The sequence below is a fragment of the Streptomyces albospinus genome, assembly GCF_014648695.1.
In the GTDB taxonomy this organism is placed as follows: Bacteria; Actinomycetota; Actinomycetes; order Streptomycetales; family Streptomycetaceae; genus Streptomyces; species Streptomyces albospinus.
The window spans coordinates 10588-30189 of record NZ_BMRP01000038.1; the positions used below are offsets into that span (position 1 = coordinate 10588).

Below are 19602 nucleotides of genomic sequence, written 5' to 3' on the forward strand. Positions count from 1 at the left end.
GGGTCCGCTGCCATGGCAGTCGATCCTGCGGCGGACCGCCCGCTCTTTCTCTTCTCCGGCGACCCCCTGCACCCGCGGCGCACCGACCCGCACTTCGCGGACGAGGCCGCCGCGGCACGTTCCGCGGGCGCGGTCACCTCGGTGCTGGACCACGAGGCGCTGCTGGCCGGGGAGGCCACGCGGGCGGTCGCCCGGGTGCCGCGCGAGGCCGGCCCGGTCTGGTACCGGGGTTGGATGCTGCCCGCCGGCCGCTACACCGAGCTGGCCGCGGCGCTCGCCGGGCACGGCTGCCGTCTGCTGACCTCGCCCGCCGCCTATCGCACCGCCCATGAACTCCCCTGCTGGTACGGCACCTTCCGCGCGCTCACCCCGTCCAGCGCCTGGCTGCCCTGTGCGCCCGGCAGGCCGCCGGAGCCCGCGACGCTCGCCCGGCTCGCCGCACCGTTCACCGCGCCGGGGCGGCGCCGGTCGCTCGTCGTCAAGGACTGGGTCAAGTCCCGCAAGCACGAGTGGCAGGAGGCGGCCTACGTCCCGGACGCCGCGGACACCGCCCGGCTGGCCTCGGTGGTCGGCCGCTTCGTGGCCCTCCAGGAGGAGTTCCTGACCGGTGGTGTGGTGCTGCGCGCGTTCGAGGACTTCGACCGGGCGGCGGGCGAGGCGCGGGTGTGGTGGGTGGACGGCGAGCCGGTGGTGACCGGCCCGCACCCCGACACCCCGGATCTGCGCCCCGCGCCCGATCTGGACCATGTGGCCGGTGCGGTACGGGAGTTGGGCGTGCGCTTCGTCACCACGGATCTGGCGCTGCGTACGGACGGGGTCTGGCGGGTGGTGGAGGTCGGCGACGGCCAGGTCAGCGGGCTGCCCGCGGGGGCGGACCACCGGCCGCTGTTCGCGGCACTGGTCGCGGCGGGCGCGGAACGGCCGCGCGCCGCGGCCGGGTAGGCCGGCGCATCGGCCTCAGCAGCCGCACTCCCCGTCGCCCACGGGCGCGGTGAGCGGATCGGCCGGGAGCCGCCGCGGGCCCTGCCGGGTCGTGACCGCGTAGCCCTCGCGGATCCAGTACTCGATGCCGCCCAGCATCTCCTTGACGCGGTAGCCGAGGCGGGCCAGGGCGAGGGCGGCCCGGGTGGCGCCGTCGCAGCCGGGGCCCCAGCAGTGGACGACGACCGGGACGGCCGGGTCCAGCAGCCCGGCCGCGTCCTGCGGGATGCGGGCCGTGGGGAGGTGCACGGCGCCGGGGACATGGCCCTGGTCCCAGGCCGCGGCGCTGCGGGAGTCGACGAGGGCGAAGCCGGGGGCGCCGGTGGTGAGCGCGGCGTGGACGTCGGCGACGTCGGTGTGGAAGGCGAGGTGGGCGGCGAAGTACGCGGCGGCGTCGGCGGGCGCGGCGGGCGGCACGGCGAGGACCGGGCCGGTGGCCGGGGGCCGCGGGGTTTGGGTGGTCATGGCCGATAATCTACGGTCGGCCGCCCGGCCGGCGAAGGGACGATCACCGGCAAGAGCCTTGATATGCCGGGGATTCCACTGCTAGACAGCGAGGATGACCGGTTATTCCCCTGACGCCACCGACTGGCGCATCCTCGACGTCCTCCAGCAGCACGGCCGCGCGGGCTACGCCGAGCTGGCGCGTGCGGTGAACATGTCCGCGAGCGCCGTCACCGAACGGGTCCGGCGGATGGAGGAGGCCGGGGTGATCTCGGGGTACGCGGCGGTGATCGAGCCGGAGCGGATCGGGCTGCCGGTGCTGGCGTTCGTCCGGCTCCGGTATCCGAACGGGAACTACAAGCCGTTCCACGATCTGCTGGAGACCACACCGGAGATCCTGGAGGCGCATCACGTCACGGGCGACGACTGCTTCGTGATCAAGGTTGCCGCGCGGTCGATGAAGCATCTGGAGGAGGTGTCCGGACGGATCGGTGCGCTGGGCGCGGTGACGACCAGCGTGGTCTACTCCTCGCCGCTCCCCCGGCGTCCCGTCAGCCGCTGATCCGGCCCGTCCCGGGGACCGGTCGGCCGGGCACCCGGTGGCGGACCGTTGAGCCGGCGCGGTCCTTGACGACCTCCAGCTGCGCGGGGATGCGCGCCTTGAGGTCCGCGACATGGCTGACGATGCCGACGCTGCGGTCCCGTTCGCGGAGCGCGTCGAGGACGTCCAGGACCTCGTCGAGGGTCTGTTCGTCGAGGCTGCCGAAGCCCTCGTCGATGAAGAGGGTGTCCAGCCGGGTGCCGCCCGCCTCGTCGGTCACGACATCGGCGAGGCCGAGGGCCAGCGCGAGCGAGGCGAAGAAGGTCTCGCCGCCGGAGAGGCTGGCGGTGTCCCGCTCCTGGCCGGTCCAGGCGTCGATGACGTGCAGGCCGAGGCCGGAGCGGCGGGCGCCACCGGCCCGTTCGTCGGAGTGGACCAGGGTGTACCGGCCGCCGGACATCCGGTGCAGCCGGGCGGTGGCCGCGGCGGCGACCTGCTCCAGGCGGGCGGCCAGCACATACGACTCCAGGCGCATCCGCCGTTCGTTCTCGCTGGAGGTGCCGGAGGTCAGCGAGGCGAGGCGGGCGATCCGGTCGTACGCGGCGCGCAGCGGGGCCAGGCGGCGGGCGTCCTCCTCGGCGCCGGCGGAGAGCCGGTCCAGGGCGGTGCAGCGTTCGCGGGCCGCGACCAGGCCGGCGGCGGCGGTCCGCAGCCGCTCCGCCGCCGCCCGGTGCGCGGTCCGGGCGGCGTCCGGGTCGGCGGGCGGCAGCGCCGCGGCGGCGGCGAGCTCGGGCCGGTCCAGCTCGGCCGCCACGGCCGCCGACTCGGCCTGCCGGTCGTCCAACTCCCGCTGGACGGCGCGCCGTTCGGCTTCCGGCAGCAGGGCCTCGGCCGCCGCTTCCGGTGTGCCGAAGCCGGCACGGTAGGCGGCGTCGGAGAGCTGTGCGTCGGCCTCCTTGAGGCGCTGGGCACAGCCGGCGGCCGTACGGGACGCCTCGGCCGCGGCGGCGAGCAGCGCGATCCGCCGCTCCAGCCGCTCGGCCCGCTCGGCGACACTGCCGCAGTCGCCCCGCGCCTCGGCCAACTCCGCCTCCAGCGCGGCCCGTTCGCGGTCCAGTGCCTCGCGGTGGGAGGTCCGGGCGGCGGCCCGGCGCTCGGCCTGCTGCTGTTCGTCGCGGCGCCGCTCGTACTCCCGCTCGGCGCGCGCCAGCGCCTCGCGGGCGCCGTGCAGATCGGCTCCGGCGGCGTGGGCGCGGGCGAAGTCGTCCCGCAACTGCTCGACGTGGTGGGCGAGTTCGGCCGTCGGGGCCTCGCCGGCCGCGGCGTCGGCGGCGGCCAGCGACTCCTTGACGGACTGGCGGTGCTCCTCGATCCGCTGGCGAGATTCCTCGGCGCGGCGGTGGACCTCCTGGGCGGCCTCCTCGGCGGCCCGGTCGACATGGCCGGCGCCGGCCCGGGCCGGGTCCGGGTGCTCGGTCGCGCCGCACACCGCGCACGCCCGGCCGTCCTGGAGTTGGGCGGCGAGTTCGGCGGCGATACCGCGCAGCCGCAGCTCCTTGAGCTCCAGCCAGTGCTCCTGGGCCTCCGCCGAGCGCTCCCGGGCGGTCAGCAACTGCGCTTCGGCGTCCCGCAGTTCGCCGGCGAGACGGTCGCGCCGGCGGGCCGCGTCCAGCCGTCCGGCGGCCGGGGCGATCCGGTCGCCGAGTTGTTCCGCGCGGCCTGCGGCCTCCTGCGCGGTCTCGATCCGCCGCTGGTGGGTCCGGCGCGCGGCGTCCCATTCGGCGAGCCACTGGGCGGCGTCCAGCAGCGTCTGCTCGTCGGCACGCGCCTCGCGGTCGAGGCCGGCGCGCTCCCGGCCGAGGTCGGCGGCCCGCCGCTCGGCTCGGCGCGCCGCCGCGAGCGCTCCCAGGTCGGCCCGCAACGTCCGCTCCAGCGCGGCGAGCCGGTCGCCCTCGGCGTCCGCGAGGTCGGGCGGCAGCGGATCGCGGTGCTGCCGTTCGGCGCGCTGGGCGGCGGCCAGCTCCTGCCAGGCGCCCTCGCGCAGCGCGAGGACGGGTGCCACGTCCGCGGCGGCACGGGCCCGCTCCAGCCGTTCCCGGAGACGGTCTCCCTCGTGGGCGCGGGCGGCGAGTTCGGCGGCGCGGCGGCGGGCGTCGGCGTGCCGCCGCTGGAGCCGGTCCCGCTCCAGGGTCTCCTCCAGCCGTGCGGCGGCCGACCGCTCCGCCGTCTCAGCGGCCTGGACCGCGGACGCGGCGATCTCCCGGCGCTCCCGGGCGCTCACCCGGGCGACCGCGGCGCGGGCCAGCACCGCCTCGGCGAATCCGGGCTCGCCGGGGCCGGGCGCGGCGGCAGCGGCGGTCGCAGCGGTGGCCGCCGCCCGTCCGCCGCGCCGGTCCGCGCCCGCCTGCACCGGCACAACCACCCTGGCCAGGGCGGGTACTGACGGGTCGTCGAGATCCGGGACCGCCCCTGCCGCCTGCGCCATCCGGTGCGCCAGCGCGAGCAGCCGGTCGTCCCCGGCCGCGACCTGGTCGGCCGCGGCCCTGCGGCGCGCCGTCAGCTCCTCTTCGAGCGCGGCGAACCGCCGGGTGTCGAAGAGCCGCCCCAGCAGCCGGGCCCGCGCCTCCGCGTCCGCCCGCAGGAAGCGCGCGAAGTCGCCCTGCGGCAGCAGCACCACCTGGCAGAACTGCTCCTTGCTCATGCCGAGCAGCTGCTGGATCTCCTCGCCGATCTCCTGGTGCGAGCGGCTGAGCGCCTTCCACTCACCGGCCGGCGCGCCGCCGGCGACCGGCCCGGCGGGGACGAACTCGCGCAGCCGGCTCTGCGCCTTCTCCTTCGTCGTACCGCCGCCGCGCTTCTTGGGCCGGGGCTGCTCGGGCAGCCGGGTGATCTCCAACCGCCGTTCGGCCACGGTGAGTTCGAGGACGACCTCGGTGAGGGTGGACGGGTCGGCGAGATCGCTGCGCAGCGCCTGGCCGCTCTGCCGCGCCCCGGGCACCGACCCGTACAGCGCGAAGCAGACCGCGTCCAGGACCGAGGTCTTGCCCGCGCCGGTCGGTCCGTGCAGCAGGAAGAGGCCGTCCCGCGCCAGCCGGTCGAAGTCGACGGTCTGGGCGCCGCCGAACGGCCCGAACGCGGTCACGGTCAGCCGGTGCAGCCTCATCACGCCACCTCCGCCGCCGCGTCGGCGGCCCGTACCTCGTCGATGGCGGACCGCAGTTCGACCCGCTCCGCGTCGTCGGCGGCGCGCCCGGACCGGACGTGTGCCACGAAGTCCTCGGCGATCTCCTGGTCGCTCCGGCCGCGCAGCCGCTGCGCGTACGAGGCCGCGGACCGGGCCGGGCCCTCGTCGGGGTCGAAGACCAGGCTGAGGGTGTGCGGGAAGCGCTTGGCGAGCCGGGCCATGGGCTCGTGCGGCCGGGAGCCGTCGGTGAGCGTCGCCTCGACCCAGGAGTCCTCGTGCCGGGCCAGTTCCGGGTCGTCCAGCAGCCGCTCCAGCGGTCCGCGGATGCGGGCCAGCGGTCGCGGGGCCGGGCAGTCCACCCGCTCGGCGTGCACGGTGCCGTCCGCGTCGAGGTCGACGAGCCAGGACGACTTGCGGTGCGCGGCCTCGGAGAAGGAGTAGGCGAGCGGCGATCCGGAGTAGCGGATCCGCTCGGTGAGGGTCTGGCAGCCGTGCAGATGGCCCAGGGCCGCGTAGTCGACGCCGTCGAACACGGCGGCGGGGACGGACGCGACCCCGCCGACGGTGATGTCCCGCTCGCTGTCGCTGGCGGTGCCCCCGGTGACGAAGGCGTGCGCGAGCACCACGGAGCGCGTCCCGTCGGGCCGGGCGGCCAGGTCGTCGCGGACCCGGTCCATCGCGGCGCCGAGCACCGCGGCGTGATCGGCGCGCGGGGCGCCGAGGGTGTCGCGCACCATGGCCGGTTCGAGATACGGCAGTCCGTAGAGGGCGACCGGGCCGTGTGCGTCGTCGAGGAGGACGGGGGTGCCGCAGGCCGCCGGGTCGGTGCGCAGGTGGATGCCGGCCTGCCGCATCAGTCCGGAGCCGACGCCCAACCGGCGGGCCGAGTCGTGGTTGCCGGAGATCATGACGGTGGGCACGCCGAGGGCGGCGAGCCGGTGCAGGGCCTCGTCGAAGAGCTCGACGGCGGCGAGCGGCGGTACGGCGCGGTCGTAGACGTCGCCCGCGACGAGGACCGCGTCGACCTCCCGGTCGCGGACCGTTCCGACGAGGTGGTCGAGGAACGCACGCTGGGCGGGGAGCAGGCTCACGCGGTGGAAGGACCGCCCCAGATGCCAGTCGGAGGTGTGCAGAAATCTCAAGAAGCTACTCCGACCTGCACGTTTCCCCCCACTGCACCTACAGAACCAGCACGAGCCAGCACGGGCTCGCCATCAGCACCCACCACGCTAGCGCCTGTCGGCACCTGATCCGTCACGATCCTCGGCCTGCCACTGGCATGCGACGTCAGATCGCCGCACATGTCCGTGGTGATCCGATTGGCGGCGCCGCGGTGATCAGTATGCGCCAGAGGAGGCAAGGCAGATCGTCTTCCGCAGATCGCCTCTCAGCGGGGGATGATCTGGTGGGGTCGCCTCGTCAAGGGGGGAGAAGACCGCGAGCCGGACCGCGCGGGACTGACAGGACCGGGCGGGCCGCAGGACTGGGCAAGCCGTGCGAGTGCCCGGCGTGGTGCATGACGTCCGTGCCGGAGCGAGGTTAGACAAGAGGCATGGCCCGAATCCCGGGCCGCTCCACGCGTGAGCGTCGACAGCGGCCGCCAGGCTCGCCGGAGACACCGAAGCAGCGTTCCCGGCCCAGGGCGAGCACGAGCAGCGTCGCCGGACAGATGTTCGCGCTTCAGGCGCTGATCATCGTGCTGCTCGTCGCAGCAGCTGTAGCCGCACTGGCGCTGATGGCTCGGAACGACAGATTCCAGGCGGCGCGAGCCCGCTCGCTGGCCGCCGCCGAGAGCTTCGCCCACGCCCCCGGCCTGCCCGCCGTGCTGCGCGGCCCGAACCCGGCTTCCGTGCTCCAGCCGCTGGCCGAAGCGGCCCGCAAGACGGGCGATGTCGCCTTCATCGTCGTGATGAACCGGGACGGCATCCGCTATTCGAGCCCGCGGCCGGAACGGATCGGCAAGAAGTTCATCGGCACCATCGGACCGTCGTCGACCGGCCACGTCACGGTCGAAAGCCTCCAGGGTCCCGTCGGCGAGGAGATGCAGGCCGTCGTCCCCGTGATGGACGGGGGCCGGGTCGTGGGCATGGTGGCGTCCGGGCTCAAGGTCAGCAACATCAGCGGCGCCGCCGACCGGCTGCTCCCGTTCCTCATCGGCGCCGGCGCCGGCGCGCTGGCCCTGGCCACGGCCGGGACGGCTCTGGTGAGCAGGCGACTGCGGCGGCAGACCCACGGTCTCGGACCGGCCGAGATGACGCGGATGTACGAGCACCACGACGCGGTGCTGCACGCCGTGCGCGAGGGCGTGGTCATCGTCGGCGACGAGGACCGGGTCGTACTCGCCAACGACGAGGCGCGCCGGCTCCTCGCTCTGCCCCCGGACGTGGTGGGGCGGCAGGTCGACTGCCTCCGCCTGGACCCCGCGGTGGCGGGGCTGCTGCTCTCCCGGCGCGATGCCTCCGACGAAGTGCTCCCCGTCGGCGACCGTCTCCTGGCGGTGAACAACCGGTCGACGGGCCGCCGCGGCGGCCCGCCCGGCAGCGTCGCCACCCTGCGGGACTCCACCGAGCTGTGTGCCCTCACCGGGAAGGCCGAGGCCGCCCAGGGCAGGCTGCGACTGCTCTACGAGGCAAGTGTGGCCGTCGGCACGACCCTGGACGTCACCCGCACCGCCGAGGAGCTCACCGCGGTGGCCGCCCGCTGGTTCGCCGACTACGTCACCGTCGACCTCGTCGAGCCCGTCCTGCGCGGTGACGAGCCGCCCGGCGCCTACGCGGAGGCGCCGGAACTGCGTCGCGTGGCGCTCAGCGGTACGTTCTCCCCTCCCCCATACCGGGTGGGCGAGGTGTACCGGTACGCCCCCGCCACGCCGATGGCCACCGTCTTCGTCAGCGAACGGCCCGTGCTCGTACCCGATTTGACCGCCGCCTCGGAATGGCGTGCGGGAGACCCCGAGCGCACGCGCATCGTCATCGAGCACGGTTTGCAGTCACTCATCACCGTGCCGCTCAAGGCGCGCGGTGTGCTGATGGGCGTCGCCGACTTCTGGCGGATGCGGGAAAGCCCGCCCCTGGAAGAAGACGACCTGACCCTGGCCGAGGAGCTGGCGGCCCGGGCGGCCGTCTGCATCGACAACGCGCGCCGCTTCACCCGCGAACACACCATGGCCGTCACCCTCCAGGGCAGCCTGCTCCCCCGCGTGCTGCCCGAACACACCGCGCTCGACGTCGCCTACCGGTATCTCCCCGCCCGGACCGGAGTGTGCGGAGACTGGTTCGACGTCATCCCGCTGCCCGGGGCCCGGGTCGCGCTCGTCGTCGGCGATGTGGTCGGCCATGGCCTGCACGCAGCCGCCACCATGGGCCGACTGCGCACCGCCGTGCAGAACTTCTCGACCCTGGATCTGCCACCGGACGAGCTCCTGGCCCATCTCGATGACTTGGTCGGCCGCATCGACCAGGATGCGGCCGCAGATACGGCCACGGACGCGAACACGGCCGCCGATACGGACTCGGACAAGGACGCGGGCCCGGCGAAGGACGAACTCGCCATCACGGGCGCCACCTGCCTCTACGCCATCTACGACCCCACCACCGGCACCGGCACCATGGCCCGGGCCGGCCATCCGCCACCCGCCGTCGTCCACCCCGACGGCACCGTGGAATTCACCGAGCTCCCCGCAGGCCCGCCGCTCGGCGTGGGCGGTCCCCCCTTCGAGGCCGTGGAGCTACGGCTCCCGGAGGGCAGCAACGTCGTCCTCTACACCGACGGCCTCGTCGAGGACCGGGAACGCGACCTCGACACCGGCCTGGAGCTCCTCGGTAGGACCCTGGCCCGCCCCTCCCGTCCACCGGAGGAGATCTGCGACGTCGTCATCAGCGCGCTGCGGCCCGACCGCCAGAGCGACGACATCGCCCTCCTCGTTGCCCGCATCCACCGCACGGATCCCGGCCGCATCGCCGAGTGGGACGTGCCGTCCGACCCCTCGGCCGTGGCGGGCGCCCGCGCCGACGTCACCCGACAGCTGACGGGCTGGGGGCTGGAGGAGCAGGCGTTCACCACCGAGTTGATCCTCAGTGAGCTGATGACCAACGCCATCCGCTACGCCCCCGGCCCGATCAAGGTGCGCCTCCTGTACGACCGGACTCTGATCTGCGAAGTGACCGACACCAGCAGCACCTCGCCCCACCTACGCTACGCCGCCGACGAAGACGAGGGCGGCCGCGGCCTCTTCCTCGTCGCCCAACTCGCCGAACGCTGGGGCACCCGCTACTTCCCCCGAGGCAAGGTCATCTGGGCCGAGCAGGCGGTGCCCGGAGAGATGCAGAGCAGTCCGTGACCTGGAGAACCGACGACATCGGGCGGTGTGCAGCGGTCGCCAACGCCGATCGGGAGCGGTCTCTGCGACAACGACATCGGAGCGACCTGCCGCGCACTCATGGGAATACGCCTTCCGAGCGTTGACCGACCGCCTTCTCGCCGCTCGGCGACTCATGCGATTCAACCGTATGCACGTGGACCCGACCGAACCACCAAGGCCGGAAGTTCATGACTGGGCACTCTCACCTCTTCTGTTGCCCCGGTGCAGTCGGATCCGGAAAGACCGCAAAGACCACGGACGAAAGTGGTACGTGTTCTCTTCTGGCCTCGACAGCACAGGGAAGCGGTATTCCGTGAGGGGAGTCGCCTACGACGCGACAGGCTGTGGCTGGACGCCGCACAGCTCCATGCAGCGGGTGCCTTGAGCCCCATACCCGTGACTTGGGTGTGGGGCCCAAGGAGGCCGGGTCAGGCGAGGGGAGCCGCCGCCAGCCAGGTGGCGATTGCCTGGGTGATGGGCTGGTCGGTGTCGAGCTGGATGAATCCGAACTGGCCGCCCTGGTTGCATTCGAGGAACCACCAGGTCCCACTCCCGTCCTCGGCGAAGTCGAATGCTCCGTAGGCGAGTTGGGCGGCACTCATATAGGCGGCCACCGACCGACGGACGAGGTCGGGGACCTCGGCCGGCTTCCAGGAACCGTTCTGCGTGAAGCGGCCGTCCACTTCCTCGGGGTCGGCCTCCTTGCGGGCGGCGAAGAGGCGACCGTCGACACAGGTCAGCCGGATGTCGGCCTGTTTGCGGATGTGCTGCTGGAGCAGGGTCGGGCCGGCCGCGACAGCGGTGAAATCCGCGTCGAGGCCGATGCGGGTGGTGGGCAACACCATCGGAGGGTCGCCGGGGTGCTTCCCGGACACCGACTTGACCACGAGATCCTGGTACGCGGCGGCGAACTGACGCGCGACCGCGGGGAACGAGGTGATCAGCGTGGCGGGCACGGCGAAGCCGCTCTGCTGGGCGGTATGGAGCTGCCAGGGCTTGTATCGGGCCTGTACGGCCGCCGCGGGGTGGTTCATCCAGCGAGCCCGGGTAGCGGTGAGCATGCCATAGAGCGCCTGCTCGGACTCCTCGGTGAGCCAGGTCGACTGTTCCGCTGCCCGACTACCCGGTGCACCGGGCCTGCGGACCCACACCGAACGCAGGCCGCTCAGGCTCACCATGCGTTCGTCCGTCTTGAGGTACCCGTGGAAGCCCTTGCCGACGTATTCCGCCGAGAGGTCGATCCTGCCGGGCAGATCGGCGGGGTCGAGCCGGACGAGCGGGACACCGAGGTCGTGCAGGTTCGCGACGACCATGTCCGCGGTCAGGTCTTCCTCACAGGTGAGGACCAGAACGGTCATCGACGTTCAGTCGTCGAAGTGGGTCTTGGAACCGGCGGTGGAGGCAGTGGCACTGGTGGCCAGCAGGACCAGTCGGCTACTGGTGGCCGGGCTCCCGTCGGGCAGGACGTTGAGTTGCCGCGTGGCGTCGTAGGTGTAGGGAGTGGTGGCCTCCGGCTTCACCGCCGGACGGGCGTAGCTCAACGCAAACGGTCGCATACCTTCTCCTTCAAAACCCCGTGTTCCAGCCCCAGGCCATGGTCAGGGACGGATATTTGGTCGAACAACTCTGCACATGTGACGCAACTATTCAGTCATTAGTTGCCACCTTTGCCGGTTTCCCGCGATCCACTTGACGGAACTGGCGCCGGAACGTATCGACGGACCGATGCATACCGCCCCAGAGTGAGGGCGGCACTACGCTGCGCATGCCCCACACTCGCTGAGACGAGACCGTCCGCGAGGGCGCGAGGCGCATTCCGGCCGCCGCGCCGGAAGCCGAAGTCAAGGCATATACAGACGAGTGGAAGGCGGCCACGTCGTGGAACGCCTTTCGGGCCTCGCGGTATGAACACCCCGGGCCACCTGCCGGGTTCTCTACCGCAAAACCCCTTGACCACCGCGGAGAAGCCGCGCCGGACCGTGGCCCTGTCTCACCGGTCAGCCCTTGCTGGAGAAGAAGATCGTGTGCGGGGTGGACCGGTCGAGGTTCTCTTTGCCGCACTCCCACGCTTCGTGCTCGACGTCCGGCATCTCTATGAGGACCTGGACGCCATAGGTGAAGCCGTCGTCGACCTTGTCCCGAACCGCGCAGCAAGCGTCCGCGGCGGGCTTGGCCTTGGCCGGCGGGAACATGCCGATGTGCGGGCCGCCCATAGGACAGTTGCTGGTCGGCTGGGAGGTTCCGGCGGCTCCGAGGAAGGCGACGACATCGACTTTGTCGGCGCTGCCGAGCGAGATGGTTCGGCTCGTGATCGCGCAGTTCCGGGTCGTATGAGCGAATCCGGCCACGACCGCCCTTACCGGATCGCGCCGCGGAGGCAGCCGGAGACAGCAGCAGAAGTGGCCTGATAGCGGAAGCGGACCCCTCGCGCCCGTCAGGTGGACCGGGATTCACTGGGCCGCGGCTGCCCCACCCCCCTATCAGCGCGCAAAGCCGCCCGACTATTGACGTCCGGGTAATGGCCGGAAATTTCAAGGTTTCGGCCGAACCGTCCCGTGCGTTTTACGGACAGAGACGAACAGGTCTCGATTGTCACTTGCCGGCTACCGCCCTCTACGGGAATGCAAATCCATTGAAATCCCAACATTCAGCGTCATGTGACGTCCTGAACGCACCTTTCGGGCAGGCAATGTCCGACCGTAGATTCCAGGGCGAGGCACGTGCCCCGGGAACATGCAGATCCCATCACTCGGTGACGTTCAGACGTCACGAGATCAGGAGGAGATCGTGGCAAGTCGCAAGGTCATCGCCGTCGCTCTGTCCGCATCGGCCCTGGTGAGCGCGGCGCTGCTGACCACCGGCAGCGCTCAGGCGGCGTCTCCCTCAACGTTCCGGCCGGACGTACGCTACACATTCCAGAACGTCGAGAGCGACCGGAACCTCGACGCCTTCGGCAACGACACCGTCAAGGCGTGGTCCGCAGATGCCTCCGGAACGCAGGACTTCTACCTGAGAGCCGGACGCTTCCAGGGGTACCAGTTGGAGAGCGCCCACCACGCCGGCCGATGCGTGACGGCCAAGGGCATAGGGCGGCAGGTGGCCCTGGAGAACTGCAACTCTGCCGTGCAGGCCCAGTATTGGGACTATGCGAACCGGGACGAGGGCTCGGCACTGATCAGCCGTAAGTTCGCCCGAGGCTGCATCGCCGACGCAGGCGAGTACAACAGCGTGGCTCTCGTGCCGTGCACCGGGGCCGATGCCCAGCGCTGGATTCCTCTGATCGGCTGAGCGGCACGCCGACTTCGGTCGCAGGGCCGCCTCGTTCCCGTCCTCGCCGACCTCCGCCGCCGGCATGTGGCAGCCGTGACCGGGAGGGCCGGTCAACGGGGTGGCCCGGACGGCCGGTCGGTCGGCCGTTCGGTCGGCGACGGTCATGCCCTGGCCGTCGCAGAAATCTCACCCGGCCGCTCCGCTCCCCTGACCCGCACCTGCGCCCGCCCGAACCCTGCCGACCGGCGCTTGTGTCCCGCTGACCGGCAGCCGACCAGGCTGGTCGCCGCGGTGCCCCGCCCGCTCACCGGCCGCATCCTGCCACCCCGATCACCGGTCCGTCGGACACTTGAGGTGTGGCGCGATGCGTTCGGCCGCGAGCGAGAACGGAGCGAGGTGAGGTCATGAAGGACGTCATCACCGTCGGAGTGGACGGGACGCCCGAGGCATCGGCCGCCGTCCTCTGGGCGGCGCGGGAGGCCGAGCTGCGGCGGGCGCGGCTGCGGCTGCTGCACGCCTGGGTGCTGCTCGCCCCGGAGCCGGTGCCCGGACCGGCCGGGGAGGCGGACCAGAACTACTGGGCGCACCGGATGGTGCGCGACGCCCACGAGGCGGTCCGGGCCCGCCATCCGGACCTGCCGGTGGACGAGGCCCTGGTCTCCGCGGACCCCCTGGCGGCCCTCAAGGACGCCGCCGACCGGTCCGACCTGCTGGTGCTCGGCTCCCGGGACGTGGGCACGATGGCCCGTTACGTCCTGGGCGAGGTCGGGCTCCAGGTGGTGGTGCACACCGACACGCCCACGGTGCTCGTGCGGGCACGGCAGCGCCCCGGGGCGCAGGCGCCGGACGCCCCTGTCATGGTCGGGCTGAGCCTGCACGAGCCGTGCGAGGCGCTGCTGGCGTTCGCCTTCGGGAGCGCCGCCCGGCGGGGGGCCGTGCTGCGCGCGGTGCACGGCCGGCATCTGCCCTCGTACGCGTACAACCGGGGCGGCGGGGTGGAGCCGGTCGCCGCGGAGGAAGCGGCCCGGGACGCCCGGCGGGAACTGGACGCGGCGCTCGGGCCGTGGCGGGAGAAGTTCCCGGAGGTGCGGGTGGACGCCCGGGTGGAGATGCAGAGCCCGGCGCAGGCGCTGCTCCGGGACGCCGGTGGTGTGGCGCTGCTGGCCGTCGGCCGCCGGCACAAACTGCGCTACCCGGCGCCGCGGATCGGCCACATCGTCCAGGCCGCGGTGCACCACGCGCCGTGCCCGGTGGCGGTGGTGCCGCACGAGTGAGCCGGTCCGCGGCGCCTCGGTGGGCGTGCGCGCGCCGACTTCGCCGGGTTGCTCCGACAATGGAGGTACGGGCCGGTCGGACGGCGCGGCCTGGAGGACACCGCGGAGGTGTGTCATGGCAAGGACCGCCGAGTGGCCCGTCCGGCTCGTTCTCACCGAGGAGGACGGGACGACCAGGGCGCGGGTGGATCTGGACACCGGAACACGGTCGCTGACCGGGCACGGCCGGGCCCGGTGCAATCCCGAGGACCAGGACGTACCGGTGATCGGGGACGAGCTGGCGGCCGGGCGGGCGATGAAGGACCTGGCGGGGCAGCTGATCCGGCTGGCGGACCACGATCTGGCGGGCGTCGGCGCCGCGCCCCCGGGGCACGAGCGGCGCACCGCCTACGGCTGGACGAGCGAGCCGGCCTAGGGCCCGTGGAAGAGGTCCTTGGCCAGGGAAGGAGTCGGCCGTGCCGGATGTGACGACGGCCGGGGTGACGACGACCGATCTGTACGAAGTGACCATGGCGCTCTCGTACCTCCAGGAGCGGATGGAGCAGCCGGCCACGTTCAGCTGCTTCGTCCGGGAGCTGCCCCCGGACCGGGGGTTCCTGATCGCCGCCGGGGTGGACTCGGTGCTCGACTTCCTCACGCGGTTCCGGGTCGGGCTGGAGGACGTCGAGGTGTTCGCCGAAGCGCTGCGGCAGCCCGTCGGGGAGTTGGCACCGCTGCTGGACCTGAGCTTCGACGGCGAGGTGCGCGCGGTGCCCGAGGGCCGGGTGGTGCTGGCCGGAGAGCCGCTGCTGGAGGTCACCGCGCCGCTGCCGCAGGCGCAGCTGATCGAGACCTTCGTCCTGAACCAGATCAGCCACCAGACGGCCGTCGCCGCGAAGTGCGTGCGCTGCGTCCTGGCCGCGCGGGGGCGGCCCGTGGTGGATTTCTCGCTGCGCCGGACGCACGGGACGGAGGCGGGGTTCCAGGCGGCCCGGCTGTCGGCGATGGCCGGTTTCGCGGGGACCAGCAATGTGGCGGCGGCGTACGCCGAGCGGCTGCCGGCGGTCGGCACGATGGCGCACTCGTACGTCGAGGCGTTCGAGGACGAGGAGACGGCGTTCACCGCGTTCGCACGCACCCACCCCGGGCCGGTGACGTTCCTGGTGGACACCTACGACACCGAGTCCGGGGTGGCGGCGGCGGCCCGGGTGCTGCATGCGCTGGACCGCGCCGAGGGTGCGGCGATCCGGCTCGACAGCGGCGATCTGGGGGCACTGGCGGTGCGCGCGCGGGCGATGCTGGACCGGGCGGAGCTGCCGCAGGTGCAGATCGTGGCGAGCGGCGGGCTGGACGAGTTCGCGGTGCACGACCTGGTGAGCGCGGGGGCGCCGATCGATGTGTACGCGGTGGGCACCCGGGTCGGGGTCAGCGCCGACGCGCCGTTCGTGGATTCGGCGTACAAGCTCGTCGCCTATGACGGGCGGCCGGTGATGAAGCTGTCGTCGTCGAAGGTGACCGCCCCTGGCTGCAAGCAGGTGTTCCGCGGGCGCGGCTGCCGCGATGTGATCGGGCTGGCCGACGAGCTGCCGCCCGCGGGGACGGTGCCGCTGCTGGAGACGCTGATGCGCGACGGGGTGCGCTGTGCGCCGCGTACGACGCTGGCGGACGCCCGGCAGCGGCTGGCGGCGGATGTGGCGGATCTGCCGGCGGCGGCCCGCGCCATCCGGTCGCCGGTGCCGGTGGAGGCATCGGTGTCCGCGCCGCTGGCCGCTCTGACCGAGGACGTCCGGCGGCGGATCGAGCGGGCGGTGCTGGCGCCGTACGGCCACTACGCCTGACGGCCGGCAGTGCCCGGCGGGCCTCAGCCGTGCGGGACCACCGCCACCGGGCAGGCGGCGTGGTGCAGCGCGGCGTGTCCCACCCGGCCGAGCTGGAGCCCGAAGTGCCCGTGGCGGCGCCGGGCCCCGACGACCAGCAGGTCCGCGGCGGCCGAGCGGCGGACCAGCACCTTGTGCGCCGGGCCCTCGACGGTGGTGCGGCGCAGCTGCACCGACGGGTGGTCGGCGATCTCCGGCTCCAGCGCCTCGTCGACCAGCGCCGACGCCTGCTGCTCGTGGTAGTGCTCCGGTCCGGCGGGGCGCTCCTCGGGGTCTGCGGTCTCGTACGCGGGGCAGCGCCAGGCGCGGACCGCGTCCAGGGCGCAGCCGCGGGCCTCCGCCTCGCGGAAGGCGAACCGGACGGCCGGGGAACCCTTGGCGGTGTCGCCCACGCCGAGGAGGACCCGGTCGTGGGTCCCGGCCAGCCCGGCCTTGTCGCCGCGGACCACCACGACGGGGTGCGTGGCGCGGGCGGCCACCGAGAGGCTGACCGACCCCAGCAGCAGGTCGACGAACTCGCCGCGCCCTTTTGAGCCGAGCACCACGGCCGTGGCGTAGGGGGCCTCGCGCAGCAGGGCAGTGACCGGGTCGTCGGCCAGCACCTGGATGGAGACCTCGACGTCGGGGTTGCGGCGGCCTGCGCGGTCGGCGGCGGATCCGACGATGCCGTCGGCGATGAGCTGCTCGGCGGGGGCGCCTTCGGCAGGTGCCACGCCTTCGTAGCGCTCCCATCGGGAGGCGTACACCAGGCGCAGCGGCAGCCCGTGGAGTGCCGCCTCGTCCACCGCCCAGTCGAGCGCCCGCAGCCCGGATTCCGATCCGTCCACACCTACGACCAGGGGGAGTTCCATGGTTCCCACCGCCTTCTGTCGCTCGTGCCGCTGCGGTGTGTTCCTGCTGTCACCATCGCACGGCGGGGCGTCCGGGAGGAGGGCCGCTCGGCTCTCGTTGCGGCCCCGGAGCCCGTCGGCGGCTACCGTGGAGTTGTGGTCCCGGCCGCGTGGCGGGGGCCACGGCGGAGGCATGGTGGGCGAGCGGGAAAGCGACCGGAACGGTGCGCCGCGGCGGCGGCTGGCGGCCCTGCCGGAGGACCTCCAGGCGCAGCTGGACGCGGTGCACCGCGGCGGCGGCGAGTCGGCGCATCTGCTGCTGGAGGCCGTGCTGTCGGTGAGCCGCGGGCTGGATCTGCCGCAGGTGCTGCGCCGGATCGTCGAGGCGGCGATGCTGGTCGTGGACGCCGAGTACGGCGCGCTGGGCGTGGTCGGCGAGGGCACCCGGCTCTCGCAGTTCCTGCCGGTGGGGATCAGTGCCGAACAGGAGCGCGCCATCGGCTCGTTGCCGGCCGGGCACGGCATTCTCGGCGAGCTGATCCGACATCCCCGGCCGCTGCGGCTGGCGGAGCTCTCCGCACATCCCGCGTCGTACGGATTCCCGCCGCACCACCCTGCGATGCACAGCTTCCTGGGCGTGCCGATCCGGGTCCGCGACGAGGTGTTCGGCAACCTCTACCTGACCGAGAAGCGGGGCGGCGGCCCGTTCGGCCCCGAGGACGAGACGGTGCTGTCGACGTTCGCGGTGGCGGCGGGGGTGGCCATCGAGAACGCCCGGCTCTACGAGGAGGCCGGGTACCGCCAGCGGTTGCTGGAGGCGAACGGCGAGATCGTGGCGAGCCTGATGCCGGGGGCGGACGAGATGCATGTGCTGCACCTGATCGTCGGCCATGCGCTGCGGATCCTCGCCGCCGACCTCGGCGTCCTGGCGCTGCCGGACGCGCCCGGTGAGCTGCGGATGGTACTGGCGTCCGGCGTCGACGCCGATGACCACCGGGGGCTGGTGCTGCCCCTGGAGGGCTCGTTCGCCGGGACCGCCTTCGCCGCCGGCAAGCCGCTGATCAGCCTGGACATCGAGCACGACCCGAGGATCACGGCGGGGCCGCCCCGCTGGTCCGGTCTGGGGCCGGCGGTTGCGGTTCCGATGATCACCGGGGAGCGGGTGCGGGGTGTGCTGATGCTGGCCCGGCTGCACGGCGGTGACCCGTTCACCGAGCCGGAGACCGCGCCGCTGCTGACGTTCGCCGGGCAGGCGGCGCTGGCGATGGAGCTGTCCGAACAGCGGGCCGCCGCCGAGCAGTTGGCGCTGCTGGAGGACCGCGACCGGATCGCCCGTGACCTGCACGACCTGGCCATCCAGCGGCTGTTCGCCACGGGGATGACGTTGCAGAGCGTGGTGCGGTTCGTCGACCATCCGGAGGCCGGCGCGCGGCTGCTGCGCGCGGTGGACGATCTGGACGAGACGATCAAGATCATCCGGTCCACCATCTTCGGGCTGCGCGCCCGCGACGCGGGGCGGGCGGGCCACGGGCTGCGGGTGCGCACGGTCACCGCCGTGGAGCAGGCCGCCCGCCCGTTGGGCTTCACCCCTGCCCTCCACATGGAGGGCCTGATCGACACCGATGTGCCGGCGGAGATCGCCGACCATGTGCCGGCGGTGCTCGCCGAGGCGCTGAGCAATGCCGCGCGGCACGCCCGGGCGACCGCGGTGGGCGTCTCGCTGATCGTGCGCGGCGGCACGCTGACCCTGTCGGTCACCGACAACGGCGTGGGCATGCCCCGGGGCGGCCGGCGCAGCGGGTTGCAGAACCTCGCCAAGCGGGCCGAGAGCGTGGGCGGCGAGCTGGCGGTGGAGACACCGGCGACCGGCGGCACCCGGGTGGTGTGGCGGGTGCCGCTGCCCACGGGGTGAGCGGGCGGGGCGCCGGCCGGTGTCAGAGGCGCGGCCGGGCGTCGGTGGCGGCGGGCGGGGTCGCGCGGGTGGCCAGCACCGCGGCCTGGATCCGGCGTGCGACACCGAGCTTGGCGAGCAGCCGCGAGATGTGGTTCTTGACGGTCTTCTCGGAGAGGTAGAGCCGTTGCCCGATCTGATGGTTCGTCAACCCTTCGCCGACCAGGGCGAGTATCTCCCGCTCCCGCGGCGACAGCCCGGCCAGCGCATCCGCCTCGGGCCCGGCGCCGGCGCCCTCGCCCCGCAGGCTGTGCATCAGCCGCGCCGTGGTCGCCGGGTCGAGCATCGAGCGGCCGGATGCGACGGTGCGCACCGCGGCGACCAGGTCCGCCCCCTTGATCTCCTTGAGCACATAGCCGGCCGCGCCCGCCATGATCGCGTCGAGCAGCGCGTCATCGTCGTCGAACGAGGTGAGCATCAGACACGCCAGGTCCGGCAGCCGGGCCCGCAGCTCCCGGCAGACGCTGATCCCGTCGCCGTCCGGCAGCCGTACGTCGAGCACCGCGACATCGGGCCGCAGCGCCGGGCCGCGGGCCAGCGCGTGCCCCGCGGTGCCCGCGTCGCCGATCACCTCGATGTCGGGCTCCGCGTCGAGCAGGTCCTGCACACCGCGCCGCACCACTTCGTGGTCATCGACCAGGAACACCCGGATCGGCCGCTGCGGCGAGAAGACACCCGCCTCGCTCATCATTCCTCCACGCTGCCGTACGGGCCCCGCCCCGCTCCTTCATCGTGGGCCCGCCTCCGCGGTCTCGCCAGGGCCGAACGGGCACCCGTCCCGCGGAAGCCGGCCCGCCGGTCGTCAGGGCCGTTCGGCCCCTCTCCGCCGCCGCCGTGGTGTGCGAGGTCGGACCGTAGGCCCGCGCGCGGGAAGGAGCCCGCGAGGCGTCTCCCGGCAGTCCTCCCGCCCC

The 19602-nt window shown here is 73.3% G+C and carries 16 protein-coding genes; 8 read left to right on the forward strand and 8 right to left on the reverse strand.

Annotated elements, in window-relative coordinates:
* Positions 1-12: 12 nt before the first annotated feature.
* On the forward strand, positions 13-942 hold the full coding sequence (locus IEZ17_RS32705; RefSeq protein WP_189306548.1) for an ATP-grasp domain-containing protein: 930 nt from the start codon (positions 13-15) through the stop codon (positions 940-942).
* Positions 943-957: 15 nt separating this feature from the next.
* On the opposite strand, the gene IEZ17_RS32710 is transcribed toward IEZ17_RS32705, so the two are convergent.
* A complete protein-coding gene (locus IEZ17_RS32710) occupies positions 958-1446 on the reverse strand; it encodes a rhodanese-like domain-containing protein (RefSeq protein WP_189306550.1) in 489 nt (162 codons plus the stop codon).
* A 94-nt stretch (positions 1447-1540) separates the two neighbouring features.
* Between IEZ17_RS32710 and IEZ17_RS32715 the strand changes: the two genes are divergently transcribed.
* Positions 1541-1987 (forward strand): Lrp/AsnC family transcriptional regulator, encoded by a 447-nt coding sequence (locus tag IEZ17_RS32715; protein WP_189306552.1) that lies wholly within the window; start codon positions 1541-1543, stop codon positions 1985-1987.
* Here IEZ17_RS32715 and IEZ17_RS32720 read toward each other — a convergent pair.
* Both IEZ17_RS32720 and IEZ17_RS32725 read right to left on the reverse strand, forming a co-directional pair.
* The gene (locus IEZ17_RS32720) at positions 1977-5129 is read right to left on the reverse strand and encodes an AAA family ATPase (protein WP_189306554.1); all 3153 of its coding nucleotides are present in this window, start codon (positions 5127-5129) and stop codon (positions 1977-1979) included. The genes IEZ17_RS32715 and IEZ17_RS32720 overlap by 11 nt on opposite strands.
* Positions 5129-6292 carry an exonuclease SbcCD subunit D gene (locus IEZ17_RS32725; protein WP_189306556.1) on the reverse strand — a complete coding sequence of 388 codons (1164 nt, stop codon included), beginning with the start codon at positions 6290-6292 and terminating at the stop codon, positions 5129-5131. The genes IEZ17_RS32720 and IEZ17_RS32725 overlap by 1 nt, the downstream gene beginning before the upstream one ends.
* A gap of 527 nt (positions 6293-6819) precedes the next feature.
* Here IEZ17_RS32725 and IEZ17_RS32730 point away from each other — a divergent pair.
* Positions 6820-9489 (forward strand): SpoIIE family protein phosphatase, encoded by a 2670-nt coding sequence (locus IEZ17_RS32730; protein WP_229852864.1) that lies wholly within the window; start codon positions 6820-6822, stop codon positions 9487-9489.
* A 449-nt stretch (positions 9490-9938) separates the two neighbouring features.
* On the opposite strand, the gene tgmB is transcribed toward IEZ17_RS32730, so the two are convergent.
* The 3 genes from tgmB to IEZ17_RS32745 form a co-directional block, all read right to left on the reverse strand.
* Positions 9939-10868 (reverse strand): ATP-grasp ribosomal peptide maturase, encoded by a 930-nt coding sequence (gene tgmB, locus IEZ17_RS32735; RefSeq protein ID WP_189306560.1) that lies wholly within the window; start codon positions 10866-10868, stop codon positions 9939-9941.
* A gap of 6 nt (positions 10869-10874) precedes the next feature.
* The gene (gene tgmA, locus IEZ17_RS32740; RefSeq protein ID WP_189306562.1) at positions 10875-11066 is read right to left on the reverse strand and encodes a putative ATP-grasp-modified RiPP; all 192 of its coding nucleotides are present in this window, start codon (positions 11064-11066) and stop codon (positions 10875-10877) included.
* Positions 11067-11507: 441 nt separating this feature from the next.
* Positions 11508-11858 carry a DUF7691 family protein gene (locus IEZ17_RS32745; RefSeq protein ID WP_189306564.1) on the reverse strand — a complete coding sequence of 117 codons (351 nt, stop codon included), beginning with the start codon at positions 11856-11858 and terminating at the stop codon, positions 11508-11510.
* Between the two features lie 439 nt (positions 11859-12297).
* Between IEZ17_RS32745 and IEZ17_RS32750 the strand changes: the two genes are divergently transcribed.
* The 4 genes from IEZ17_RS32750 to IEZ17_RS32765 all read left to right on the forward strand — a co-directional run bounded on the left by IEZ17_RS32750 (position 12298) and on the right by IEZ17_RS32765 (position 15871).
* Positions 12298-12798: a ricin-type beta-trefoil lectin domain protein gene (locus tag IEZ17_RS32750; protein ID WP_189306565.1), complete on the forward strand. Its 501-nt coding sequence runs from the start codon at positions 12298-12300 to the stop codon at positions 12796-12798.
* Positions 12799-13184: 386 nt separating this feature from the next.
* Complete coding sequence (locus IEZ17_RS32755; RefSeq protein WP_189306567.1) at positions 13185-14054, forward strand: universal stress protein; 870 nt, start codon at positions 13185-13187, stop codon at positions 14052-14054.
* Between the two features lie 115 nt (positions 14055-14169).
* Positions 14170-14469 (forward strand): DUF1876 domain-containing protein, encoded by a 300-nt coding sequence (locus tag IEZ17_RS32760; RefSeq protein ID WP_189306569.1) that lies wholly within the window; start codon positions 14170-14172, stop codon positions 14467-14469.
* 40 nt (positions 14470-14509) lie between these two features.
* On the forward strand, positions 14510-15871 hold the full coding sequence (locus tag IEZ17_RS32765) for a nicotinate phosphoribosyltransferase (protein ID WP_189306571.1): 1362 nt from the start codon (positions 14510-14512) through the stop codon (positions 15869-15871).
* 23 nt (positions 15872-15894) lie between these two features.
* Here the strand turns inward: IEZ17_RS32765 and IEZ17_RS32770 are convergent, their stop codons facing one another.
* On the reverse strand, positions 15895-16761 hold the full coding sequence (locus IEZ17_RS32770; RefSeq protein ID WP_189306573.1) for a universal stress protein: 867 nt from the start codon (positions 16759-16761) through the stop codon (positions 15895-15897).
* 172 nt (positions 16762-16933) lie between these two features.
* Here IEZ17_RS32770 and IEZ17_RS32775 point away from each other — a divergent pair, with 172 nt between their 5' ends.
* Positions 16934-18652, forward strand: a complete 1719-nt coding sequence (locus IEZ17_RS32775) for a sensor histidine kinase (protein ID WP_189306575.1) — start codon at positions 16934-16936, stop codon at positions 18650-18652.
* Positions 18653-18674: 22 nt separating this feature from the next.
* Here IEZ17_RS32775 and IEZ17_RS32780 read toward each other — a convergent pair whose 3' ends face one another.
* Entirely contained in the window at positions 18675-19379 is a 705-nt protein-coding gene (locus IEZ17_RS32780; RefSeq protein ID WP_189306577.1) for a response regulator, read from the reverse strand.
* Positions 19380-19602: the final 223 nt, after the last annotated feature.